Origin of the sequence: Rubritalea marina DSM 17716 (assembly GCF_000378105.1) — a bacterium.
In the GTDB taxonomy this organism is placed as follows: Bacteria; Verrucomicrobiota; Verrucomicrobiia; order Verrucomicrobiales; family Akkermansiaceae; genus Rubritalea; species Rubritalea marina.
Genome location: NZ_KB899261.1, coordinates 59,906 through 82,783 on the forward strand (window position 1 = coordinate 59,906; position 22,878 = coordinate 82,783).

The window sequence follows — 22,878 nt, forward strand, 5'->3', positions numbered from 1 at the left end:
TGGCGAAGCGGACGGGAATCGAACCCGCAACCTCCGGCGTGACAGGCCGGTGCTCTAACCAATTGAGCTACCGCTCCGTTACCTTTCGTAGCGTGCCTTGCGGCGGCAGGAAACTACCCAATCCTCGCTTCGAGGCAAGATCTTTTTTGCTCTTTTTTTCATTTTATCTCACATCTCAAAGAGCGCAATTCAATGACCCGATCCATCACATTCTTGTTAGCACTTTCACTATCAAACAACTAAACGGCATCACGCAAAGCCAAGCGTTCCCCACCCCAGCGAGCCAATCAATCACAACAAGCTAAAGCCAGGCGATTCAACAAACAATCCCAAGCACACAACGCATCACCACATCATTGAAATCATTCCAAAGTCAGAGAACTTGGCACTTGAAGGAACGCACGAATCTGAAAAGCTCGTCTCCGCATCCCAAATGAATAAAGAAGCCACCATATTAGCGATTGAATCAAGTTGCGATGAAACTGCCGTAGCCGTCATACGTGGCAATGCCCAACGCGCCGATGTCCTCAGCTCCGAGATCCTCTCGCAGATCCAGATTCACCGCGAACATGGCGGCGTGGTGCCAGAGCTCGCTTCGCGCAACCACATCACCGCCCTGCAGCCGCTCATCCAGCAGGCGCTCGATGCAGCGGCAGTCAGCATGAGTGACATCGATGCCTTCTCAGCCACCGCCGGCCCCGGCCTCGCATCCTCATTACTCATCGGCCACACCGCGGCCAAAGCCATGGCAGTTGCCACCAAAAAACCATTCATTGGAGTCAATCACATGGAAGGTCATCTACTCTCCCCCTTCATCGAACGTGATCAAGGAATCGAAGAAAACCTAGCGCTCGTCGTTTCAGGGGGCCACACCATGCTCCTCCATACCAAAGCATTCGGACAATACGAACTCCTCGGAAAAAGCACCGATGATGCCGCAGGTGAAGCCTTCGATAAAGTTGCCAAAATGCTTGGCTTACCCTACCCCGGTGGCCCAGAAATCGAGAAAACTGCCGTCAATGGGGACCCAAGCGCCTTCCAGTTCCCGCGCTCGATGATGCAGGCGGGCATGCTCGACTTCTCATTCTCCGGGCTCAAAACCGCCGTGCTCTACACCATCTCAGAGCTCAACCCAGATACCGGAACCGCCCAGCCACAGCAACTCCCAGACTTGTGTGCTTCGTTCCAACAGGCAGTCATCGATGTGCTCGTCAAAAAATCTGTGATGGCCGCCAAATCAGTCAACGCCAAACACATCACCATGTCCGGCGGCGTCTCATGCAATGGTGCCCTGCGTGCAGCCATGCAGCAGGCCTGCGACAACAACCAACTCACCCTCAGCTATTGCAGCCCAGCACTCAGTACCGACAATGCCGCAATGATCGCCTACGTCGGACTCCACCACTTCCTCAATAACAATTTCTCAGATCTCAATTCCGACATTGACCCGAACCTCCCACTCAATACTCTCATCCTACGAAACTAATCCTTTCGCCTAACAAATTTCTACCATGTCACAAGACCCATCAGCAAAAACCCCATCGAAGAAAAACCTACAATCGATCATCTTGCTAATTTTGTTAGCCATCGTCGTCGTGATGCTCATCATCACGCGCTCAGGCCAAAACAATGCGCAAGCCAATGCCGAGCAATTGCTGAAAATGCAAGAACTCCGCATCAAGATCGAGCAAACTGAAAAGCTTCTCATCGAGCGCGGCATCACCCTACCCGCTGATCCAAATTCCTTGATCGAACTCAGCAAAACCATCGCAAATGATGCTGAGTACCTGCGCCAAGAAGTCGCCAAACTCCAAGCGCTAGAAAATCAAGATGCCGACAAGCATCACAAAACGGAACTGGAACTCAGAGCAGCCCTCACCACCAACATGAAACTCAGCGAAGAAGCTTCACAGCTGCGCAGCCAATTGAGCCAAATCACGGTGAACAACCAAAATGTCGCCACCCTCCAACAAGAAGTGACACGCCTCAGCTCAGAGGTCGCCCTGCGCGACAAACAAATCGAGGAACTCAGCAAGCGCCCCACCCCACAAACCGTCGCTCAGTTTCGCGCCTCACTCAACGAAACAATGCTCACCAATGAAAACCTCAACAAAAAAATCGCCGAACTCGAAGCCCAGGCACTCACCGCAGTCGACAATGCTGAAGTCGACAAGCTGAAGCTAGAAAATCAAGAGATGCGCGCCGAGCTCCAACGCCTCCGCGCCGATAGCGACTACGACTCACTCTACGCCAAATCCGCCGAGGAACTCCGCCCCGAAGCCGCACTACTCTACGCCGACCTCGAAAAGCTAGAAGGCATGTCGCCGGCGGAAGTCGAAGCAGCCTACATCCGCATCAGTGAAGAACACAATGCCCACATGGTGCGCTCAGTCCGCTTCAAAACCAACTCTTCCGATGTCGGTTGGTCCACCCTCACCCAGATCAAGGACACCATCAGCACCGCCCCCAAAACATCCTTCTTCCTCGTCGTCGGCTATGCCTCCAAGACTGGCAACGCAGAGAACAATAAAATCCTCTCCGCCAAACGCTCAGTAACCATCGCCTCCATCGTCAAGCACCTCAAAGGTGGCGCCGGCACCCGCGCAGTCTTCCTCGGACAAACCAACCGATTCTCATCACAAGCACTCGAAAACCAAATCTGTGAAGTCTGGGAATTGCGTAAATAATCCCTCAATGCCTAACTGAAATATTCTTAGAAAAGGCTTTAAGGCCGCCTCATCGCTGCCACACTCAGCGCCAAGAACTCTCATCACTCAGAATCAACGCCATGATCAAAAAAACGACACTAGCCGCTGCAGCAGCCATCACGCTCAGCACCTCAGCCTCACAGGCGATCGAGATCGCACCACTTCAAACCGGATACATCTACGACTTCAGCACCAACATTGATGGTGGTGGCGAAGTTTCCAGCCACTTCTTCCACCTCTCTGGCTCACGGAGACTTCAGCTAGAGAGCCGCCGTGTCTTCGTCCGCCTCAACGCATCGTACTACAACAATTCCTACAACTTCTCTGGTGGCCCAATCGGCTCACTTTCCCAAGTCGACCCATGGGATTCTGTCCACACCTTCAACCTCGGTGCCAGCGTTCTCTGGCGCATGACTGATGAATGGAACCTCTTCTTCCTTCCTACAGTACGCAGTGCTGGCGAGAGCGGGGCAAGCTTCAGCGACACCCTCACCGCCGGCGCACTTCTCGGTGCCTCCTACCGCTTCAATGACAAACTCAGCATCGGCCCCGGTGTCGGCTATGTTGGCCAAATCGAAGATAGCGCCAGCGTCTTCCCGATCCTCGTCATCGACTGGAAGCTCACCGACAGCCTCACCCTCAGCACCGGTACTACCGTCGGTGCCACGCTCGGGCCTGGTCTATCGCTCAAGTGGGACATCAAAGACGACCTTCGCTTCACCGTGGGAGCACGTGCCGAGCGTACCCGCTTCCGCCTCAGCAGCGACAACCCAGCCTTGCAAAATGGCATTGGTGAAGACAATAGCATCCCCGTCTACGGCATCCTCACTTACCAATGGACCGACCTCATCCAAACCTCGCTCCTCGCGGGTGTGGGTGTCTCCAACGACTTCGTCGTCGACGATGCCAATGGCAACCGCCTCACACGCCAAGACTACGACCCATCCCCATTCTTGGGCATCAACGTAGGCTTCGTTTTCTAGCCCAATCATTGATTTGAATTTGCTATTCCAAGCAAGTTCCTTCACGATCACCAACGCTCAGTGCAGCCCGCGCTGAGCGTTTTTTTTCATCACCACTCCAGCACCGCGTGCAGCAAATCGAATACGTCACACTTCCATGCGAGTTTCAGAAATTCTCTGAAATCATCGACGTGCGCAGCCAAGACGAGTTTGCGCTCGATCACATCCCCGGGGCGGTGAACCTCCCCGTGCTCGACAATCGCGAACGCCACGAAGTAGGGCTCCTCTACAAGACCTCAGCCTTCGAAGCGCGCCGCCTCGGCGCCGCCCTCGTCGCCTCCAATGCTGCCAAGCACCTCGCAAGCTACCTAGCCGACAAACCAGCCGACTACGCACCCTTGGTGTATTGCTGGCGTGGTGGCATGCGCTCGCGCTCCCTCACCCACATCTTGAACTCCATCGGCTGGCAGGCCAAACTCGTGGATGGCGGCTACCAAAGCTTCCGCCGCTTCTTGATAGCCGACCTAGCAGATAAACTCCTCAAGCCAGAACTTCAGTTCCTCACACTCGCCGGACTCACCGGCGTGGGCAAGACTCGCCTACTCCACGCGCTCCGCGAACAAGGCGCCCAAGTCCTCGACCTCGAGGGACTCGCCAAACACAAAGGCTCCCTACTCGGTGGCAATCAAGACTGCCCTCAGCCAACCCAAAAACTCTTTGAATCACGCCTCTGGGACACCATCCGAAACTTCGACCCAACACAAGTGATTTGGACCGAGGCCGAAAGCAACAAAATCGGACAACTCCATTGCCCACCACCACTCTGGAAAAAACTCAATTCTAGTAAAGTCATCGAGGTCACTCTAGACATCAGCAATCGCATCACCGTGCTCCGCGAGGAATACCCGCACTTCACCCCAAAAGACCCCGACCTCAAGCACTTGCTCGACAAATTACGCAGAATTCGCGGCAATCAATTGGTCGATGAATGGCACGCCATGATCGACGCCGCGCAATGGTACCCATTTGTAGAATCGATCCTAGTACACCATTACGATCAATCATACCGCCCCGCAGGATCGAGTGGTTCGAACTACGCGGCCCCGATCGACCAGATCCACGTCAAAGACGCCAGCTCTGACGCCTTCCAACAAGCAGCCAGCAGCCTGATCCAGCGCACCAGCTAAACGCCCTCCTCACTCCTCACTCCTCACTCCTCACTCCTCACTCCTCACTCCTCACTCCTCACTCCTCACTCCTCACTCCTCACTCCTCACTCCCTAATGCTCCCCTACTTCGACAGCCACCTTCACCTCCAATCCCCCAAATGTGTCGATCAAGCCCAGCAATGGATCGAGCAAGCACACGCAGTAGGAGTCCAACAATTTGTCATCAATGGCACCTCACCCGACGATTGGCCAGCAGTGAGTGAACTCGCCAATACCTTCCCCGAACTCGTCTTACCAAGCTTCGGCATGCACCCATGGGAATTCGTGCAAGGCTCTACCCGCTGGGACAGCGACTCATGGTTCGTCGAGCTGCGCGACTACCTCCATCGCTACCCACACGCCTGCATCGGCGAATGCGGACTCGATCGTTGGATGGAGAACCCAGACATCACCACGCAATCGCGCGCCTTCTCGATGCAGCTCGAGCTCGCCGCTGCCTTCAATCTCCCAATCAGCATCCACGTCCTCAACGCGTGGGGCCTCTGTGTCGAGACTCTCAAGAACTCCCCACTACCCGCCCGCGGCATCATGCTGCATAGTTACTCAGGCTCCACCGAGACCGCCAAACAACTCCTCGACTTTGGCGCCTACTTTTCCTTTTCTGGCCACTTCCTCCACCAGCGCAAGGCGGCACTCCGCGAAACCTACACACAGCTTCCCCTCGATCGCCTCCTCATCGAGACCGACGCCCCCGACATGCTCGGCCCAGAGGATAGCCTGATCCACGCCGACAGCGCACCACTCAACCACCCAGCCAACCTCATCGGCGTCGCCGAAGGCCTGGCCGCCACACTCGGCATCCCCGAAGAGACACTCGCCTCACAACTCGAGCAAAACTTCCACCGCTACTTCCTCCAGGCATAAAAAACGCCCGCAACCACTCGCTGTGGCCCGGGCGTTGAAATCATGTTGCGAGGCGTTGCCTACATCAATTTGGCACCAGCTTCAGCAAGTGGGCTACGCTCCCCGCGTGAGAGTGAAACATGCGCCGTGAATGGCTGCCCTTTGAGGCGGTTCCTCGTGTACACCAGGCCATTGCTTCGACTGTCCACATAGGGGTTGTCAATCTGCGCTGGATCACCCACCAAAATCAACTTCGAGCCACGGGACATACGCGTCACCACGGTCTTCGCTTCCAATGGCGTGAGTTGCTGCGCTTCATCGAGCACGAAAAAGCGGTTTGGAATCGAACGCCCACGGATGTAACACAACGCTTCAATCTCAATGATCCCTTGCTCCACCAAGACTTCCCATGGCTTGGCAGTCGTGGTCGACTGAGCCTGATCTTTCTTCGCTTGTTTGCGGCGCGCAGGCTTGTTGCTGCCAGCTGGTGGCGACATCAACAACTCCAAGGCATCATAAATGGGTTGCAACCACGGGCGCATCTTCTCATCCAGATCCCCGGGTAGGAATCCTACCGAATCCCCCATCGCCACCACAGGGCGACTGATCGTGATGCCATTGTACTCGCGGTTGAAGACCTCGCTGAGACCCGCGGCAACGGCCACCAAGGTCTTGCCAGTACCCGCCTGACCATAGCAGGTCACGAGAGAAATGTCTGGGTTGAGCAAGGCATCAATCAGGCACTTCTGCCCCAGATTCAATGGCTTCAAATGATGCCCGTCCGGAATACGTAGTGCATCGGGCACCTGTAGCCTCACAAAGACACCATCGCTGTCGAGCCGCGCCGGCATCGTTTGCTTTTCCCCAGCTCGCAATAAAACATATTGATTCAATACCACACCATTGCGTCTCTCGTGCTCAACTCTCAAGTGCCCAGAGCTCGCAAAGCGCTGAAGCTCCGCAGCATCGACATCCACCTCACGCATCTCGTAGTTAGAAACCTCAATCGGATCCACCTTGTCGTTCAGGTAATCCTGGCAATCGATGTGCACCGCACGCGCCTTGAGCTGCATGTTGATGTCCTTCGTCACCAGCACCACCGGCGATTCGTTGTACTCTACCAACAACAAGGTCGCTGCTAGAATGCGGTGGTCCACGCGCTCACGGTCCGGGAACACGCGCAGGAATTGCGCCAAGATCTCAGAATTCTCCATGCAGAATGATGGATCGTAAATGATCATTCTCAAGGTGCCGCCACCCTCTGTTTCCACCCCCTTGGTGACATCGTGCGAATTGCCGAACACCTCGCTGAGCCTGCGGTGCACACGGCGCGCATTCGCCCCACGGTCAGATTGCTCATTCTTAAATTTATCTAGCTCGGAGAGCACGTCCGCGGGAATGCACACGTGGTTCTCAGCAAATCGATTCAGGCAACTCGGGTCGTGCAATAGCACATTCGTATCCAACACAAAATTCTTCGCTTCCTGGTTCGGTGCGCGCAGACCGAATTCCTTCAAACGACGCCTAGTACCATCCTGCATCACCACCTTCTTGGCCGCTCGCTTAGCCGCCGACTTCTTCTTCGCCTTCGGCTTGGTATCTTTTATTTCAGTTTCACTCATCGTTGTCGTTGTCTCGCTTTCCATAATAAAAATTTTCACTCAATCCTCGCCACAATCACCAGCCGCCAAACCCACTGCCACGTTCTCCACTGGCACACATACCCCAACTCCGGGCGTCCCTATAAAAAAATGATTCAAGTTACCTAACCTATCGCAGAATTCTTCAGCCTCTGCAATCTACTTTCACAGATAATTTGGATGAATTTACTACACCCTCGATGCTAGAAAATTCAGGTGCTCCAGACCGATGAATCACAAGGTAATGAACTTCAACCATCTAGAAAGAAATCCACCCGCTGAGACTCTCGTCGAGGACCAAAGAATGTGCCATTCATCCCCTCCCGCTAGGCCAGATTTACGGAAGCGCCTTCTCGATTTCAGCGAGGCTTACCCCCAAAGCCTGTTGCGCAATGACATCGAGAGCTGACTCCACCCCACTGAAGTGAACCGTGCGTTGGATGTGGCGGATACTCTGGCCGGGCTGCAAGGCAGCGGCTGGCGAAGAAGTCTCTAACTCGTAAAATGGTCCCAACGGCTCGAGCCCTGGGCCAGCAGATCCATCGTTGTACGAATGAATCACATCCCCAACATAAGGCTGCTCCTGGTGCTCCCACATCGAATTCACATAACCTTCATGCTCTTCCGGCACATTGTAGTTCACCAATGTGAGCACCTTGCCCGCCGCATCATAGCTGCCAGCCAGCCCTTTCGACCGCTCTGGGCTGACCCCTATCTTGCCGCGGCGCGTGCCATCCCCTTTGAAATAGATCGCAGATTCCGTCACCCGCAAATGCTCCGCCGGCACCTTGCCAAAGTAACGATCATTAACGATAGGCCCTAGCACCGCTTCATCACCCGCCCGATATGGCACTACCACCGTGGTCGTCGCCGTCGGCTTGTACATCCCTAAAATCCAAATAGAAAGTAGCCCTGAGTCCTTTGTCCACGCCTGCTCACCACTGTTTTTTAACACATTCTCAGATGCGTATCCCACATACTCCGCTCCCGCTGGGACTGGCGCCCCCATCATCTGCTCCACCGCCGCTCTATCTAGCAGCTCCACCTTGCGCTCAATCCCCACTGAGAAACGAGTCCCTCGATGGTTCATCAGCTGCGCATCGTGTTTGAAAACAATGGAGCTCGAGCTCTGACTGACCACCTCAAATGGTAAGGTATCCAATGATGCAGGAGTCTTCCAATGAGCAAACTCGAACGGCGTGCCCGGCTTAAAAAAGATACTGAACTGCCCACCCTCTGGCCCCATCCAAAATCGTTCCTCACCACCAAATGCGTAGAGGTGATCCTCCAGCGTTCCCTTGCGCTTCGCTTCACTCAAAAAACCACCCTCGATCAACGCATAGTTGAGCCAGCCATAGCTCGCCGAGGATTGCGTAGAATGGGTGCTCGTCATCACCCTACCCTGGTACATCGGCACCACCGCGAGCCGACGCTCACCATCACACAGCTCCACCACATCAGTGTGTTGCTTCAAAAATGCAAGGTCCTCGGCAAAGCTGCGTTCAAGTTGCTCCGCCTGTGCCGTTAGTAGAGACACGGCACTCGCGATTAAGGTGAGTGATAGATTCTTCATGGGTGATAGAACGTATTAGGTGTTAGGCTGAGCGAAGTCAAAACAAAGCGACCCAACACCCGCGCCTATCAATTGCTAACGACAATCCCCGCGTCTTCGATCAGCTGGCGCAGCTTCTTCTCACTGAGCACCTGGTCTTGCTTGATACTCGGCGCAAATTGGCTCACGCGGTATCGCTCTAGCTGGTAGCCGATCGCTAACAACTCAGCATGGTCTGGGCGTTCCTTCCAAGTGTCGTACCATGGGATGTAGAACAAAAGTAGTCGGTCCATCTTCTCCAGATCCTTGACAATCGGATGCGTCTTCAGACGATCGATACGTTCTTTCATCCCAGCAAAGAAGTCTCGATAGCCGATAAAATCCTTCCAGCCGACCCGCTGGGCGAAACTACTGCGGAACAACCAATCGAGCTCCTCCTGCAGGTCCTCCACAATCTCACGCAAGTTGCTATTCCCCTCGTTCGCTTCGAGCCAGGAGACCACACTGCGGTAGTCGTCGATGAACTGGCTGAGCGCCTCGCAAAGTTGCTCACCATAAAGGTAGAGGTCGCCTCTTCCGAGGTCTGCTAGTTTTGAGAAACTAGCAGCATCGCGTGGGAGATCCTTTTGGAAACAAGCCGACACTAAAATACGCATCAGCTCAGCTTGGTTCATCCCCCCCTTGCCTAACAAGGGCATGTACATCTTGGCGTCTAAGCTCAGAGTCAGGTTCTTACTCACGTACTTCACGTGATCTGCGTGCTGCAGCATGAATAAGCGCACACAGCCTGCGAGGTGCTGGCGCTCGGCCTCGAAGCGATCACTGAAGACCTTGACGCCGACGGCATCGCCTTCATCGACCAGAGACGGATAGGCGGTGCCTTTCGGGCTCACCACCTCGCGCGGCAGCTCGCCACAGTCCCAGCGCTTCATCCCCGAATAATCCCACTCAGCGCCAGATTCCTCCTCGAAGCGCTCCGCCATCAATGCCGCAAGATCCGACTTAATCGCCGCCGCGTCCATGCCGAAGGCCAATTCATTTTCCTCATCGTCATACACCCAGAGCTTGAGCTTTAGTTCGTTCGGAATCCGGCTGGTATCGAACATCGCGGGCTCAATCCGAATCCCCGTGCGATCACTCAAAAACTCCGCCAGAGCTTCCTCATACTCACGCATCAACCACGTGTCAGAATAAGCCGCTAGAAATGCCTGAGCCGTCTGCCCCGCTGGATTGCAAGCCACACGCTGGCTCTTCGGCAGCGACTTGATCATCAGCAAAGTGCGTTCTTCTAACTGCCCCGACACTCCCCAATCCAACAACTGGTTAGGGAACAAGGATAGAGAGTCAATATGCACCCCCACGGTGATCCCATCATCGGCCTCGCCGGGCGCCACCTTATAGTACAACGGGAACTCTCCCTCCCCAAAGTAATCCGGAAAGCCCGCAGTCTCAGGCATCTCGCCATAGACGAGATCCTCCACCTTCGGCTCGAGCTCCACCTTTTCTTTGCTCATCCAGCGCCAAAAGCTCTTCGCTGTGTGGATGTGTTTCGGCACCTGAGCTTCAAAGTATTCCACCACCGATTCCTCGCTCCAGAGGCCATCGCGGCGGCGGAGTTTCACTTCTAACGAAAGCACCTCCTCGCGCATCGCCTCCACCTTCTGCAGCACCGTGGGCTTCTTGGTGAGGCCACCACCTAGCAATGCCTCGCGAATGAATATCTTGTGGGCGGCATCCGGATCGATACGACCGAAGTGGACATTGCGGTTCTCCACAATCTTGAGACCTCCGTAGACGACGACTTCCTTGGCGTAGACCGCACCTTGCTTCTTGTCCCACGCCGCCGAGTGGTAGCGACTGCGACAGAATTGCGGTGCCACTTCCTCCAACCACAGCGGATCGAATTTCGCCACCCGACGCGCCCAAAGCCTCGTCGTATCCACCATCTCGTAGGCGATCACCCAGTCGAGGCGCTTCTTCCCGAAGAGGCCGGAGCCTGGGAAAATCGCAAATTCCTTCCCGCCCGGGCTCTTGTAGGCGCGCTTTTCTTTATCAAAGAAGCCGACCTGCTTCGGCATCCCAACCAATAACGACTTGTGCAGCGCCTCATAATCGATCCGATGAACCTCGTCCGACGTCAGCACATGACTGCGCCAGCGGAAGGCCTCGCGACCAAGTGCCGCCAGTTCGTGATGCAAATTCGCCCACTCCAACACGCGACGGAAGTTGACAAACTTCTGCCTGCAGAACTTGCGCAATTGGTTTTGCCGCCACTTCCTGCCGTCCTTGAATTGCTGTAAATCCCCCCACAAATGCAGCAAGGACATGAAGTCCGAATCCTCATCACGCCACTTCTCATGCGCTTGGTCTGCCTCCTTTGCCTTCTCCGCCGGACGCTCCCTCGGGTCCATGATGCTCAGCCCACTAACAACCACTAACATCGCGTCCAAACAATTTCGAGATTTCGCCTCCAACAACATGCGGCCCAGTCGCGGCTCTACAGGAATCCTCGCCAACTGGCGCCCCACCTGGGTCAGCCCGTGCTCACTGTCCAGAGCCTCGATCTCACGCAAGGTCTTGTAGCCCTCCGCGATGTGCTTACTCGATGGCGGATCAATGAATGGAAAATCTTCAATGTCTGCCAGCCCCAGAGACTTCATCCGCAAGATCACACCAGCCAATGATGACCTGCGGATCTCTGGATCCGTGAATGGCTCCCGACTCTCAAAATCCTCCTCGTCATACAGGCGAATACAAACACCCTCACAGATTCGCCCACAGCGGCCTTTGCGTTGCTTCGCACTCGCCTGAGAGGTCTTCTCAATTTGTAGACGCTGCACCTGACGCGCCGGGCTCCAGCGGCTCATGCGCGCCACCCCTGAATCGATCACGTAGACAATCCCCGGAATCGTCAGCGAGGTCTCCGCCACATTCGTAGCCAGAATCACCCTGCGCCGCGAGCTGTTCGGATTAAATATTCGCTGCTGCTCCTGCAGCCCCATACGCGCAAACAAGGGTAGAATCTCCAAACCCGCCATCTGCCGGCCTTCCAACACATCCACACACTCGCGAATCTCGCGCTCCCCCGGCAGAAACACCAACACATCACCGTCCGCACTGCCACGCTGCAGTGCCTCCACCGCACGCGCCACATGACGGCTCATGTCTTCGCCACGCTCCTGCGGCAAATACTCCGTCTCCACTGGAAACGTTCTCCCAGCCACGTCAATCACTGGAGCCTCACCAAAAAAATCTGCAAATCCTCCCGCATCCAAGGTCGCCGAAGAAATCATCACTCTCAGATCCTTACGTCGCTCAAGCAACACCTTCAGGTAGCCCAACAAAAAGTCGATGTTCAGGCTGCGCTCGTGCGCCTCATCAATGATGATCACCCCATAGCGCCCCAACTGTGGAGCCCCCTGAGTCTCAGCCAGCAAGATGCCATCAGTCATGAATTTCAACACCGTGTCGGCATTCGTCTTATCCTGAAAACGCACCTGGTATCCCACCTCATTGCCCAGCGTCACCTTCAGCTCCTCGGCCACGCGCTTCGCCACGCTCGACGCAGCCAGCCTCCTTGGCTGAGTACAGCCCACGATCCCTTGAGACCCCGCCCGCTTCAGGTATTCCAGCGCCATCTTCGGCAGCTGCGTGGTTTTCCCAGATCCCGTATCCCCCATCACCACCACCACCTGATGGTCGCATAGCGCCTCGATCACCTCCTGGCGATGGGCGCTTACCGGCAGTTTCGGATACTGAATCTTATCACCAATCATGAAAGACGCCATTTACGATGCCAACTTCTACAAAAAACTCTGCACTTCCGCATCGCTAAGCTCACGGAACTCCCCAGGCTCAAGATCCCCCAAGGTCACACACCCCATCGAAATGCGTTCCAGTGTGTCCACCTTATTGCCAATCGCCCCGAACATTCGCTTCACTTGGTGATACTTCCCTTCAGTCAAAGTCAGATGCGCTTCACGCTCGCCTAACACTTCAAGCCTCGCCGGCAGTGTCGCTTTTTCCTCCCCACGCAGCATCAAACCCTCCTGAAATATTTCCACCACCTCATCATCAATCGGATCAAGCACAGTCACGTGATACACCTTTTCAGAGGCAAATTTAGGTGAGGTCACACGATGGCTCCACGCACCATCACTGGTGAGCAACACCAAGCCAGTCGTATCCTTATCCAGGCGCCCAGCCACATGCAATGGCCGATGCGTAAAACCATCTACCAAATCCAACACCGTCTCGCCCTCCTCATCATCTCCAGTAGAAGAAAGAACTCCCGATGGCTTGTAGAGCGCGATATACACCTCGCCAGATGCTGAAATCTGCACCCCGTGCACCACAATCTCATCCTCATCACTGACCTTGCACCCCTGGTCTTTCACCACCACACCATTCACCTTCACCTGTCCATGCTTAATGGCTGTTTTGGCTAAGGTGCGTGAAGCATCAGAATGGGTTGCGATAAACTTATCAAGGCGCATGCGCGGAGGCTAATCATAGTTCCAGCCTGAATCAACCCCTTTGCTACCATCCCACCACCGTCAACACCCCACACCAGCGACACATGCATCTCCTCACACCGCCAAAACGCATCAACTCTCGTCTCCTGCTGCGGCGATGAAGCCGAAATACCGCCACCAAATCATCGCGTAAACCACGAGCAACACTCCCAACGCACCCCACACAGCATAGACCGAAATAGCCAACACCTCAGCCACCATGCGATGAAACAAACCCAGAAACACTCCCGCCCCCATCGACACACCGTAGCACTGCACCCCGAAGGTATTATAATACATCCAGCACCCACATGCGTCACATTTGCAGCGATTCGGCCGCATCGTCACAACGCTCGCCCTCCAGAAAGAGTAAGTTTTATCGCAAACTGGACAATGTACGCTCTTTTTCATGTTTCCCCTATCAGTGATTCCCTTATTTCAGTCTGACTAGATACTGTACTTAGCTATGCATTAAACCATTCTTGGGGGATCTAATAGCAAAAATATAGAAGCTTGAGACTTTTATAGCTCGGTATGATTCAAACCGCACGAGCTTCGATGCATCAGCACCTAGACATTCAAGCATCCCAAAATGGATCGGTATGATTCAAACCGCACGAGCTTTGATGCATCAGTACCTAGACATTCAAGCACCCCAAAGCTCTATAGACTCGATGAAGCTGCGTCATCCCCCATCAATACAGACATTCCCCTATTTTAGTCTGTCTAGCTAATGATGGATGGACTAGCTAATGAGATAAGCTACTGGACTAGATACTGGTCCCGTATACTGGACAGCCCGACTAGATACTGCCCCCTTGCTTGTGTGTCAGCTTGGATGGCTTAGAGCTCTCACACGTCTCTAGGTTCCACCTCGTTTTGTGCCTTCGTTGGGATTTGTTCTGCCCTGCCCGCGCAGTTTTTGCATGCCTGGTTGTTTGCCTCGGCGCGACACTCGAACTGGCTTCGTTTGGTCTTCTACGGGGATATCGTGGCGATGGATCCACACACTCTGGATCAAGCCCATCATGAACATGCACATCATCAAGAAAGTACCTGAATACGAGAGGAAGGGCAGCGGAATCCCAGTGATTGGCATGATCCGGATGTGCATTCCAATATTCTCAAACACGTGCGCCAGAAACAGAGCACACACGGCACAAACAACAACTTGCCCAGAGAGATCTCGACTGTAAAAGGCCACCCAGAGCGAGCCAATCAACAACAAACCATATACTGAGACAATGATCATGCCACCGCGAAACCCATGCTCCTCTCCAATCACCGCGAAAATGAAGTCATTGTGTGCCGTCTTCCAAGGAATGTACTTTTTATCGTGGAGTGAGCCTTCATTCGAGGTAGCCATGTGCCCAGCTCCTCGCCATCCAGCCTTGCCCATCGCAATGCCAATATAGTGTGGAGCATAGGCATCACCGCGGATATCCACCGGTCGATCGTTGAGCATGTCCAAATACAATTCAATACGGTTCGTACCACGTTCAGATTGGGTCGGTAGCACGATGAAAAATAAAGGCGGAATCATCGCCAATCCCAGCAATACCATCAAGCTCAGGTAGCGGAATGGCACCCCACCAATCAGCATCACCACGCCCACCACTGGAAGCCAGACCAGCGCAGAACCCATATCCCCCATCTTTGCGACCATCGCAAATGGAACCAATGCCATCAATGCCACGATACTCACCTTGACAATGGGCAAGCCCAACAATGGATGCAATTTCGGCAGTTCCTGCAACACCACCGCCATCGCTAAAAACCCAGCCACTACCATAAACTGCGCAGGTTGGAAGCGAATCCCAGCAAAGGACAGTTGGTGCACCTCGTTGTCCACAAACATCGCTGCCACCATGAGCCCCAAGCCTGCGAGATACATCGGCAATGCCAAGTACTTGATCCAACGGTAATCGATCAATGCGGTGCCAAAGAACACCACGGTGCCGAGCATCGCCCACAATTTTTGGCGCTCACCATAATACTCACCTCCCTGTGGAAGGTGCCGTGCCGCACTCTCGATAAAGTACACCCCAGCCACAACCATTCCCGCCATCAGCAAGAATAGCACCCAGTTCATTCCAAGGATTTTGCGCAGCAATGGAGTCATGAAGAACCAGCACCATAAGCAGCTCAGGCGACAGTGCAAGCCTCGGGAGAACCGGATTTAAGACTATGGATTCTTCTCAAGTACTTGGTAGTCTCCCACACTGCGTACGTACAACACGGTCTCCTCCCTTACGTGCAGGGGAATCGACTTCATAGTACCTTCACTGAGCTCGACATAGCTTGTCGATGGAAGTTCAGTAGCCTCCTCAGTGTCTAGTGTTAGCTGCCCGGAAACCACCACAAATTGCAGGCTATTCTGGCGATTCAGCAAGTGACCACGAAAGCCAGCCGGCAAGCGCAAAAAACTACCATTACCGTGCCCAGGCCGGACTTTTCCCCAGAGAAAACATCGCTCTGGCACCACCACACCGTCTTCCCACCCTCGCAGCTTTAACCAAACCAAATTCGCGGGATCCACATTGATTGGGCGCTCCCCATCATCAAAGGATTCATCCACTGGCAACACCAAGTATGGGCCTCGATCAATTTCTACGAGTGCCACATTGTGCGCCCCCTTCGCCGCAGTTATATGCTCTTGGCCCTTCGGCTGAGTCCAATACGACCCCACCGGCATCCATATTTCAGCCGCATCAGGGTCGTCATTGTGAATCTCCCCACTGATCACCACCGCACGATAACTCACATTGTGGATGTGTGGCGGCGAGGCAAAGCCGTCCACAAACTTCACCAAAAAACCTGTCGATTCATCCTCCGCACGATCGCCCCATAAATTTGCCGCCTGCGGCCCCTGGGCTCCGCGTGCTGGATTCAAATGCCCCCATGCGACCTCGTCCCCAGTGATTACTTTCAAGTTGTCTTTGGACTCCGCGCTAGCGCCCAACGCAAGCATAGAGGAGAATAAAGCAAGGATCTTCAGCGGCTGAAGTAATGGCATAACATTGACACTACCTGAATCTACCCTCCGAGCAAAGTTCCCATCTCTATAAAATCTTAAATTTAAAGAGAAAACGATCCTGCACTCAGGCCTCGCGACTCAGGAGCTCTCGCACCACCCACTTCGCCTGAGTCAGGTGGAGGCTCAGGTGAAAGGCGAACATGCAATGCCACTTGTGCGCATCAAAGGACCCAAATACTGGATGCTCACTGCGAGCTCCCCCACGCAATCGCCCAAGGGCAGACACCAATTCGACGTGTGCATCGATGGATGCTAGCAATTGCTGCATTTCCTCGCCAGCCATCGAAGCGCTGGGCATGACATCACGCTTGGGATCAATCACGGCCGCACCATGCGGGGCCTCGCCGTGGGCTAGCTGGCGCACACTGGCGCTGATTGTTCGGTTGACGATCACGTTGTGCTCTAGCAGCTCTGCGAGCGACCACCCACGCATGTCCTCATCCACCCCAGGCATCGATGGCACACGTAGCCCCTGGTTGCGTTGCTCCACACTGAGGCTGTCGTACAAGCGCTGATACGCATCGCCTAATTCGCGACTCTGCCGCAGCACCTTGTCCCTGCTACTGAGTGTGAAGATCACATGAACCGCATATTTGATGATCGGATGCATCGTAATAGTGAGTACCTGAGGATACAGAACTCACAGTCTAACTTGTCTGCTAGCCGCGCTCCTGGGAAGGTTAAAATAGGCGGACGCCTGCATTCATTAGGCGTGAGTTTGACAAGGCAATGAAGATCCAGTACTCCTGCGGTAGCATGCGCCATATCCTTAGCACCATTTTCCTAGTGATCGGCCTCGGGTTCAGTTCTCCGAACTCCGAAGCGGAGGATTCATCAGCGACCCAAAAAGCGCTGGAGGCAGCACTCCCAGCACCCGCAGTATCACCTTCTCCCAGCACTGACGCGTCCGTGCAAATTGCGACGGACAAATCAAAGGTCTCTGTACTCGGCTACCACGATTTCGCCCACCGTCAGGCCGCCACCGAAATGCTCCTGCCCACACCCACATTCCGTGAGCAATTACAAGAGATCAAAGACCGCGGGCTCCAGGTGATCACCATGCAACAATTCCTCGATTGGAAGCACGGAAATGCCACCCTCCCAGCACACTCAGTACTCATCACGATCGACGACGGCTGGCGCACCGTCTACACCCACGCTTACCCAATTCTCAAAGAATTCGGCTACCCATTCACCATTTACCTCTACAGCGACTTCATCGATACCGGTTCGCGCTCCCTCACCACCAAAATGCTTAAGGAAATGATGGAACATGGCGCCACCATCGGCTCACATTCCACCTCTCATCCCTACCCAAGCAAGGTCAAAGCAGCCCAAGAAAAGGGCCCCAATGCCTACCAAACCTTTCTCAAGGGCGAGCTCATCAAATCCAAGGAATTCCTCGAAAATCACTTTGGCAAGAACATCACCACCTACGCATACCCCGGCGGCTACCACACCCCTGAAATGTACCCAGTGGCAGATCAAGCCGGCTACCAATGCCTCTTCACCGTCAAACCCGGCATGGTCACCAAAGACAGCCCAAACCACACCCTGCCTCGCCACATCATTCTCGGGACCTATCCCTCCAGCTTCGAACGCGCCATGCGCTTCGTCGCCATCGATAAAGAACAACAACGCCTCGCCAAGCTCCGCAAAGCAATGGCCCACCCTGTGCTGCCACGCCCAGGCTTCGCCATCGACACCCGCACCCCGCGCATCGAGGTCGATCTCAGTGGCCTAGAGAACCTCGACCCAGAGTCCCTAGTGATGCGTGTCGCAGGCTTCGGCAAAGCCCCTGCCGTCTACGACCCCGAATCCAAAACATTCAGCTGGCAAGTCCAGCGCCCGCTGCGTAGCCCGCAATGCAATGTCACCGTCAGCTGGAAACACCTCGAAGCAGACAGCTATGAAAAGCCACTGGATTGGACCTTCCTCATCAACCGCAGCAATAGCTACCTCCCACTCCGCGATCAAGCGCCTGAACCGACCGAGCCCGCACCCGCAGAACAAAAACCTCTCGTCCCAGCACAACCCACGCTTGAAAAAGCTGAATCACAGACCTAGGGTTCCGGCAACTTCTACTTTCAACTTGCGCTCAGCAGCAGCATCCGCCACCAGATGGCAGCCTCGCTAGCGCTATATCCACCAATTTCACCATGTTCAACGCACTTTCAGACTCACTCGAAAACGCCTTCAAGAACCTCAGCGGCCAAGGGAAAATCTCCGAAAAGAATGTCAGTGACGCTCTCCGCGAGGTGCGCCTCGCCCTCCTCGAAGCCGATGTCGACTTCACCGTTGCCAAGCTCTTCATCAAAAACGTCAAAGAAAAGGCGCTCGGCGAAAAAGTCATGAAGTCGGTCAAGCCCGGCGAACTGATCGTCAAAATCTTTCACGACGAACTCACCGCGCTACTCGGTGGCGATAACGAGGCACTCGACCTCACCCCTCCAGCACGCATCATGATGGTCGGCCTCAATGGTGCCGGTAAGACCACAAGCTCAGCCAAACTCGCCGCGCGCCTCAAAAAAGAAGGACGCCGCCCACTCCTCGTAGCATGCGACCTCTACCGCCCCGCTGCGATCGACCAATTGGCCAAACTCGCTGCACAAATCGACGTCCCAGTCTACACCCCAGATCCATCCGAAACCGACCTCGTCAAGGTCGCCAAAGATGCACTCAAGTGGGCCGAGGGCCAAAATGGCACCCTCATGATCTTTGATACCGCGGGCCGCCAAGAAGTTGATGAAAAGCTTATCGGTGAACTCAAGGAACTCCATCGTTTCCTTGAGCCAAAGGAAACATTGCTCGTTGCAGATGCCGCTACAGGCCAACAAGCAGTCTCCGTAGCCAGCCACTTCGATGAAGCCGTCGGCCTCACGGGTATCGTTCTTACCAAACTCGACGGTGACGCCCGCGGGGGCGCTGCCCTCTCGATGCGCACCATCACCGGAAAACCGATCAAATACGCCGGTGAAGGTGAAAAAATCGATGACTTCACCGAGTTCCACCCTGAGCGACTCGCTGGACGAATCCTCGACATGGGCGACGTCGTCTCAATGGTCGAACAAGTCGCCGACAAGATCGATGAAAAAGAAGCCATGAAAGCTGCCGAGCGCATGCAATCGGGTAAGTTCGACTTCAACGACTTCCTCAGCCAAATGAAGATGATCCGCTCGCTCGGACCACTCGATGGCTTGCTCAACATGCTGCCTGGCATGAAAAAGCTTAAAAAACAACTTCCGACCGACGCTCTCAATACGGACAAAATGAAGCACATCGAAGCGATCGTCCTATCCATGACTCCCAAAGAACGCGAACGCCCCGAACTCATCAAAGGCAGCCGCCGCAAGCGCATCGCACTCGGATCTGGCACCTCAATACTCGAAGTCAATCGCCTGCTCAAGCAATTCGGTGAAATGCGCAAGATGATGCGCTCGAAAGGCAAAATGAAGCAAATGATGAAACAAATGGGTGGTATGGAAGGCATGAATGACATGCTCGGCGGCATGGGCGGCGGCGCTATGGGCGGAAACAACCTCGATATGTCCCAACTCGATAAACTCACCAAACAGCTCAAAAACACCAAGGGCGGCAAGGGCGGATTCCCCTTCTAGTCAGCCCCAGCATACCCACCTGCCCGCAGCTGGCTCAGCCAGGCTGATAGTACTACCCCAGTTGTACAATATTGGGACAGCTCCAGCTGTAAGATACTCCTTGCAGCTGCAGTATTGTTGGGATGTTAGTTTCATTACCCCTGCGCCTAGCAGCGATCACTCTAGCCTTGATCTCAGCCACCGGCTCGCTTCTCAGTGCAGCCCCAAGCCCCAATGTCATTGTCATCTTCATCGACGACATGGGATGGGGTGACTTTTCCTGCTTTGGCAATTCCGAGGCCAAGACGCCGCAGATCGATCAAATGGCCGCCGAAGGGATACGCTTCGAACAATTTTACGTCAACTCGCCGATTTGCTCCCCCTCGCGAGTCGCAATCACCACCGGCACCTACCCTCAACGTTGGGGCATCACCAGCTACCTTTCCTCGCGTAGCGAAAATAAAAAACGCGGCATGCGCAACTGGCTAAACCCAGAAGCACCCAGCCTCGCGCGCGACCTCCAAGCCGCCGGCTACGCCACCGGACACTTTGGCAAATGGCACATGGGCGGCCAACACGACGTGGCAGATGCCCCACCAATCCAACAATACGGCTTTGATCAAACCCTGTCGAACTTCGAAGGCATGGGCTCAAAGATCCTACCACTCATCACCCGCCGCGATGGCTCCATTAGCAAACTCTACCCCTGGGAACACCTCGGCGCACACCGCTACGTGCAACGCTACGAAGTCACCCACAGCTTTGTCGATGCCGCCATCAACTTCATCGACACCGCACAAGAAGCGTCCAAACCATTCTATATAAACGTCTGGCCAGATGACGTCCATGGCCCCTTCTACCCATCGCCTGAACGCATGAAGCAAGCCAAGACCCGTCGCGAGCTCTACCACGCTGTGCTCGAAGAAATGGACACACAATTTACCAAACTCTTCGAGAAACTCAAATCCACCCCCGCACTGCGAGACAACACCATCCTACTCATCTGCTCCGACAATGGCCCGGATAGCGACGCCGGATCTGCAGGACCATTCAAAGGATTCAAGACCCACCTCTATGAAGGGGGCATTCGCTCACCACTCATCGTCTGGGCTCCAGGAATCATCCCAAAACATGCTTCCGGCAACACCAACACAGAGTCAGTTTTCTCCGCCATCGATCTCGTCCCAAGTCTACGCCAACTCTGCGGAGTCGTTACCCAACAAAACACCCTCAGCGATGGAGAAGCCCTCAGCGACACCTTGGTCGGCAAGTCGAATACATCACGCCACACACCACTATTCTTCAGCCGCCCCCCCGACCGCAAAAGCTTCTATGGCTTTGAAAACCTCCCCGACCTCGCCGTGCGTTCAGGCGAATGGAAATTACTCTGTGACTACGACGGCGCACGCCCAGAACTCTACAATCTAAGCACCGACCGCAACGAATCCACAAACCTCGCGAAACAGCACCCAGAACGCGTGAAACAACTCACCCAACAAGTCCAAGATTGGTACGCAACTATCCAGGACTGACACAAATCAAATGCACGTCCACAACATGAGCCTCAACTCAACTTGTCATTATTGTTAGAATTTTATAGATTTTCTCAGCCTCATTCCATAGAATGAGAAACACATACATTCTAACTCATTTATAATCTATGAGACGCCTCCCAATATCCTCCATCATTCTCATGGCTATCGCCGGCATGTGGCTAGCCCTGCTCACCCACTTTTTGATCCAGCGCTCACGCTTCTCAGAAATCACCCACTGGCCTTCGACTCCGGCGCAGATCACCGAGCAGGTCACAGAAACCAGGCCAGTCGATATCAATTCAAAATACAGAGGTCCCCGCTTCTTCGATGAAGTCACTGGCCACGTCACCTACAACTATCAAGTGAACGGTGCCCAGTTCGTTAGCCACCTAGCCAGCCCTAACCGCAGCTACCTCACCGAAGATTTCACCCAGCAAGCTCCCCTAGCTTACTACAACCCCAACAACCCAAGCATCGCCGTCCTCATCCCCGAGTCCTACCAAGGTGCCTTCTACCGCAAAATCATTGTAGCAACGCCACTCATCCTCCTAGCCCTGCTACTCATCCGACGCAACCTACTGTCACAGCAATAGCAAGCCCCCCCCTCCAAGCCCTCCCTCTCCAGATCTCTTTCTTATATTAGACAGACTAAATACAGAGGATCGTTGATTCCATGCACTCTCCCGTGCTACAATCCTTTCTATGTCCTCCCCCAGAACACTCGCTCCTTGGCTTGGCAAGTTACCCAAGCCCGCCATCTACCACTGTGTCTCACGCGTCGTCGATCGACAGTTCCTCTTCGGAGATCGAGAAAAATCCAAGTTCGTTGAGTTCATGCGCCTCTATGAAGAATTCTGCGGCGTGCGCATCCTCAGCTTCTGCGTGATGAGCAACCACTTCCACATCCTCGTGGAGGTCCCACCACCACCTACAGAAGCTCTCAGCGATGCCGAACTCATGCACCGTGTACGACTTGTCACTCCAAAGCAACAAGCCGATGTCATCGAGAATACTCTGCAGATGCTGAGCTCGGATCAAGCCACAGAAAAAGGCCGCATCGCCCACCAGGAGCTGCGCGAGCGCTTCCTCTCTAGGATGTGGAACCTGAGCAAATTCATGAAGCCTCTGAAGCAACGCTTCAGCCGATGGTACAATGGTCGCAACGCCCGAAAAGGCACACTCTGGGAGGAGCGCTTCGATAGCACACTCGTGGAAGGTAGCAACTGTGCCATCACCATGGCGGGCTACATCGAGCTCAATCC

The 22,878-nt window shown here is 54.5% G+C and carries 18 protein-coding genes and 1 tRNA gene; 10 read left to right on the forward strand and 9 right to left on the reverse strand.

Going from position 1 to position 22,878, the window contains the following annotated elements; all coding sequences use genetic code 11:
- Positions 1 to 77: transfer RNA gene (locus tag F454_RS0111395), tRNA-Asp, on the reverse strand.
- Between the two features lie 305 nt (positions 78 to 382).
- Here F454_RS0111395 and tsaD point away from each other — a divergent pair.
- The 5 genes from tsaD (at position 383) to F454_RS0111420 (ending at position 5,763) form a co-directional block, all read left to right on the forward strand.
- Positions 383 to 1,486 carry a tRNA (adenosine(37)-N6)-threonylcarbamoyltransferase complex transferase subunit TsaD gene (gene tsaD, locus F454_RS0111400; protein WP_018970789.1) on the forward strand — a complete coding sequence of 368 codons (1,104 nt, stop codon included), beginning with the start codon at positions 383 to 385 and terminating at the stop codon, positions 1,484 to 1,486.
- Positions 1,487 to 1,511: 25 nt separating this feature from the next.
- The gene (locus tag F454_RS0111405) at positions 1,512 to 2,687 is read left to right on the forward strand and encodes an OmpA family protein (protein ID WP_018970790.1); all 1,176 of its coding nucleotides are present in this window, start codon (positions 1,512 to 1,514) and stop codon (positions 2,685 to 2,687) included.
- A 101-nt stretch (positions 2,688 to 2,788) separates the two neighbouring features.
- Entirely contained in the window at positions 2,789 to 3,691 is a 903-nt protein-coding gene (locus F454_RS0111410) for a hypothetical protein (RefSeq protein ID WP_018970791.1), read from the forward strand.
- 107 nt (positions 3,692 to 3,798) lie between these two features.
- Positions 3,799 to 4,857, forward strand: coding sequence for a tRNA 2-selenouridine(34) synthase MnmH (gene mnmH / locus F454_RS0111415; protein ID WP_018970792.1), 1,059 nt, complete (start codon positions 3,799 to 3,801; stop codon positions 4,855 to 4,857).
- Positions 4,858 to 4,953: 96 nt separating this feature from the next.
- Positions 4,954 to 5,763: a TatD family hydrolase gene (locus F454_RS0111420; RefSeq protein WP_018970793.1), complete on the forward strand. Its 810-nt coding sequence runs from the start codon at positions 4,954 to 4,956 to the stop codon at positions 5,761 to 5,763.
- 59 nt (positions 5,764 to 5,822) lie between these two features.
- Here the strand turns inward: F454_RS0111420 and F454_RS0111425 are convergent, their stop codons facing one another.
- The 8 genes from F454_RS0111425 to F454_RS0111460 form a co-directional block, all read right to left on the reverse strand.
- Positions 5,823 to 7,364: a PhoH family protein gene (locus tag F454_RS0111425; protein WP_205619038.1), complete on the reverse strand. Its 1,542-nt coding sequence runs from the start codon at positions 7,362 to 7,364 to the stop codon at positions 5,823 to 5,825.
- Positions 7,365 to 7,719: 355 nt separating this feature from the next.
- Complete coding sequence (locus F454_RS0111430; RefSeq protein ID WP_018970795.1) at positions 7,720 to 8,955, reverse strand: DUF6786 family protein; 1,236 nt, start codon at positions 8,953 to 8,955, stop codon at positions 7,720 to 7,722.
- A gap of 68 nt (positions 8,956 to 9,023) precedes the next feature.
- Positions 9,024 to 12,710 (reverse strand): ATP-dependent RNA helicase HrpA, encoded by a 3,687-nt coding sequence (hrpA, locus tag F454_RS15015; protein ID WP_018970796.1) that lies wholly within the window; start codon positions 12,708 to 12,710, stop codon positions 9,024 to 9,026.
- A 27-nt stretch (positions 12,711 to 12,737) separates the two neighbouring features.
- Positions 12,738 to 13,430: a pseudouridine synthase gene (locus F454_RS0111440; protein WP_018970797.1), complete on the reverse strand. Its 693-nt coding sequence runs from the start codon at positions 13,428 to 13,430 to the stop codon at positions 12,738 to 12,740.
- A 111-nt stretch (positions 13,431 to 13,541) separates the two neighbouring features.
- Positions 13,542 to 13,748 carry a hypothetical protein gene (locus F454_RS0111445; RefSeq protein ID WP_018970798.1) on the reverse strand — a complete coding sequence of 69 codons (207 nt, stop codon included), beginning with the start codon at positions 13,746 to 13,748 and terminating at the stop codon, positions 13,542 to 13,544.
- Positions 13,749 to 14,310: 562 nt separating this feature from the next.
- Positions 14,311 to 15,570 (reverse strand): FtsW/RodA/SpoVE family cell cycle protein, encoded by a 1,260-nt coding sequence (locus tag F454_RS0111450; protein WP_018970799.1) that lies wholly within the window; start codon positions 15,568 to 15,570, stop codon positions 14,311 to 14,313.
- 63 nt (positions 15,571 to 15,633) lie between these two features.
- Entirely contained in the window at positions 15,634 to 16,464 is an 831-nt protein-coding gene (locus F454_RS0111455; RefSeq protein WP_018970800.1) for a DUF4437 domain-containing protein, read from the reverse strand.
- Between the two features lie 85 nt (positions 16,465 to 16,549).
- The gene (locus F454_RS0111460) at positions 16,550 to 17,095 is read right to left on the reverse strand and encodes a DinB family protein (RefSeq protein WP_018970801.1); all 546 of its coding nucleotides are present in this window, start codon (positions 17,093 to 17,095) and stop codon (positions 16,550 to 16,552) included.
- Between the two features lie 146 nt (positions 17,096 to 17,241).
- Here F454_RS0111460 and F454_RS0111465 point away from each other — a divergent pair, with 146 nt between their 5' ends.
- The 5 genes from F454_RS0111465 to F454_RS15020 form a co-directional block, all read left to right on the forward strand.
- On the forward strand, positions 17,242 to 18,552 hold the full coding sequence (locus tag F454_RS0111465) for a polysaccharide deacetylase family protein (RefSeq protein WP_169334388.1): 1,311 nt from the start codon (positions 17,242 to 17,244) through the stop codon (positions 18,550 to 18,552).
- A gap of 92 nt (positions 18,553 to 18,644) precedes the next feature.
- Positions 18,645 to 20,102: a signal recognition particle protein gene (ffh, locus tag F454_RS0111470; RefSeq protein WP_018970803.1), complete on the forward strand. Its 1,458-nt coding sequence runs from the start codon at positions 18,645 to 18,647 to the stop codon at positions 20,100 to 20,102.
- Positions 20,103 to 20,224: 122 nt separating this feature from the next.
- On the forward strand, positions 20,225 to 21,613 hold the full coding sequence (locus F454_RS0111475) for a sulfatase-like hydrolase/transferase (RefSeq protein WP_018970804.1): 1,389 nt from the start codon (positions 20,225 to 20,227) through the stop codon (positions 21,611 to 21,613).
- Positions 21,614 to 21,741: 128 nt separating this feature from the next.
- Entirely contained in the window at positions 21,742 to 22,209 is a 468-nt protein-coding gene (locus F454_RS0111480; protein ID WP_018970805.1) for a DUF3592 domain-containing protein, read from the forward strand.
- A gap of 109 nt (positions 22,210 to 22,318) precedes the next feature.
- Positions 22,319 to 22,878 (forward strand): transposase (locus F454_RS15020; RefSeq protein ID WP_018970806.1); only part of this gene is annotated, 560 nt, incomplete at its 3' end.

Excerpts from the sequence above, each read along its gene's own strand:
- F454_RS0111440 (WP_018970797.1), bottom strand. The coding sequence starts at position 13,430 with ATGCGCCTTGATAAGTTTATCGCAACCCATTCTGATGCTTCACGCACC.
- F454_RS0111480 (WP_018970805.1), top strand. The coding sequence starts at position 21,742 with ATGAGACGCCTCCCAATATCCTCCATCATTCTCATGGCTATCGCCGGC.
- F454_RS0111450 (WP_018970799.1), bottom strand. The coding sequence starts at position 15,570 with ATGACTCCATTGCTGCGCAAAATCCTTGGAATGAACTGGGTGCTATTC.
- F454_RS0111430 (WP_018970795.1), bottom strand. The coding sequence starts at position 8,955 with ATGAAGAATCTATCACTCACCTTAATCGCGAGTGCCGTGTCTCTACTA.
- F454_RS0111445 (WP_018970798.1), bottom strand. The coding sequence starts at position 13,748 with ATGTATTATAATACCTTCGGGGTGCAGTGCTACGGTGTGTCGATGGGG.
- F454_RS0111410 (WP_018970791.1), top strand. The coding sequence starts at position 2,789 with ATGATCAAAAAAACGACACTAGCCGCTGCAGCAGCCATCACGCTCAGC.
- F454_RS0111455 (WP_018970800.1), bottom strand. The coding sequence starts at position 16,464 with ATGCCATTACTTCAGCCGCTGAAGATCCTTGCTTTATTCTCCTCTATG.
- F454_RS0111465 (WP_169334388.1), top strand. The coding sequence starts at position 17,242 with ATGCGCCATATCCTTAGCACCATTTTCCTAGTGATCGGCCTCGGGTTC.
- ffh (WP_018970803.1), top strand. The coding sequence starts at position 18,645 with ATGTTCAACGCACTTTCAGACTCACTCGAAAACGCCTTCAAGAACCTC.
- F454_RS0111425 (WP_205619038.1), bottom strand. The coding sequence starts at position 7,364 with ATGAGTGAAACTGAAATAAAAGATACCAAGCCGAAGGCGAAGAAGAAG.
- hrpA (WP_018970796.1), bottom strand. The coding sequence starts at position 12,710 with ATGATTGGTGATAAGATTCAGTATCCGAAACTGCCGGTAAGCGCCCAT.
- F454_RS0111405 (WP_018970790.1), top strand. The coding sequence starts at position 1,512 with ATGTCACAAGACCCATCAGCAAAAACCCCATCGAAGAAAAACCTACAA.
- F454_RS0111460 (WP_018970801.1), bottom strand. The coding sequence starts at position 17,095 with ATGCATCCGATCATCAAATATGCGGTTCATGTGATCTTCACACTCAGT.
- F454_RS0111475 (WP_018970804.1), top strand. The coding sequence starts at position 20,225 with ATGTTAGTTTCATTACCCCTGCGCCTAGCAGCGATCACTCTAGCCTTG.
- F454_RS0111420 (WP_018970793.1), top strand. The coding sequence starts at position 4,954 with ATGCTCCCCTACTTCGACAGCCACCTTCACCTCCAATCCCCCAAATGT.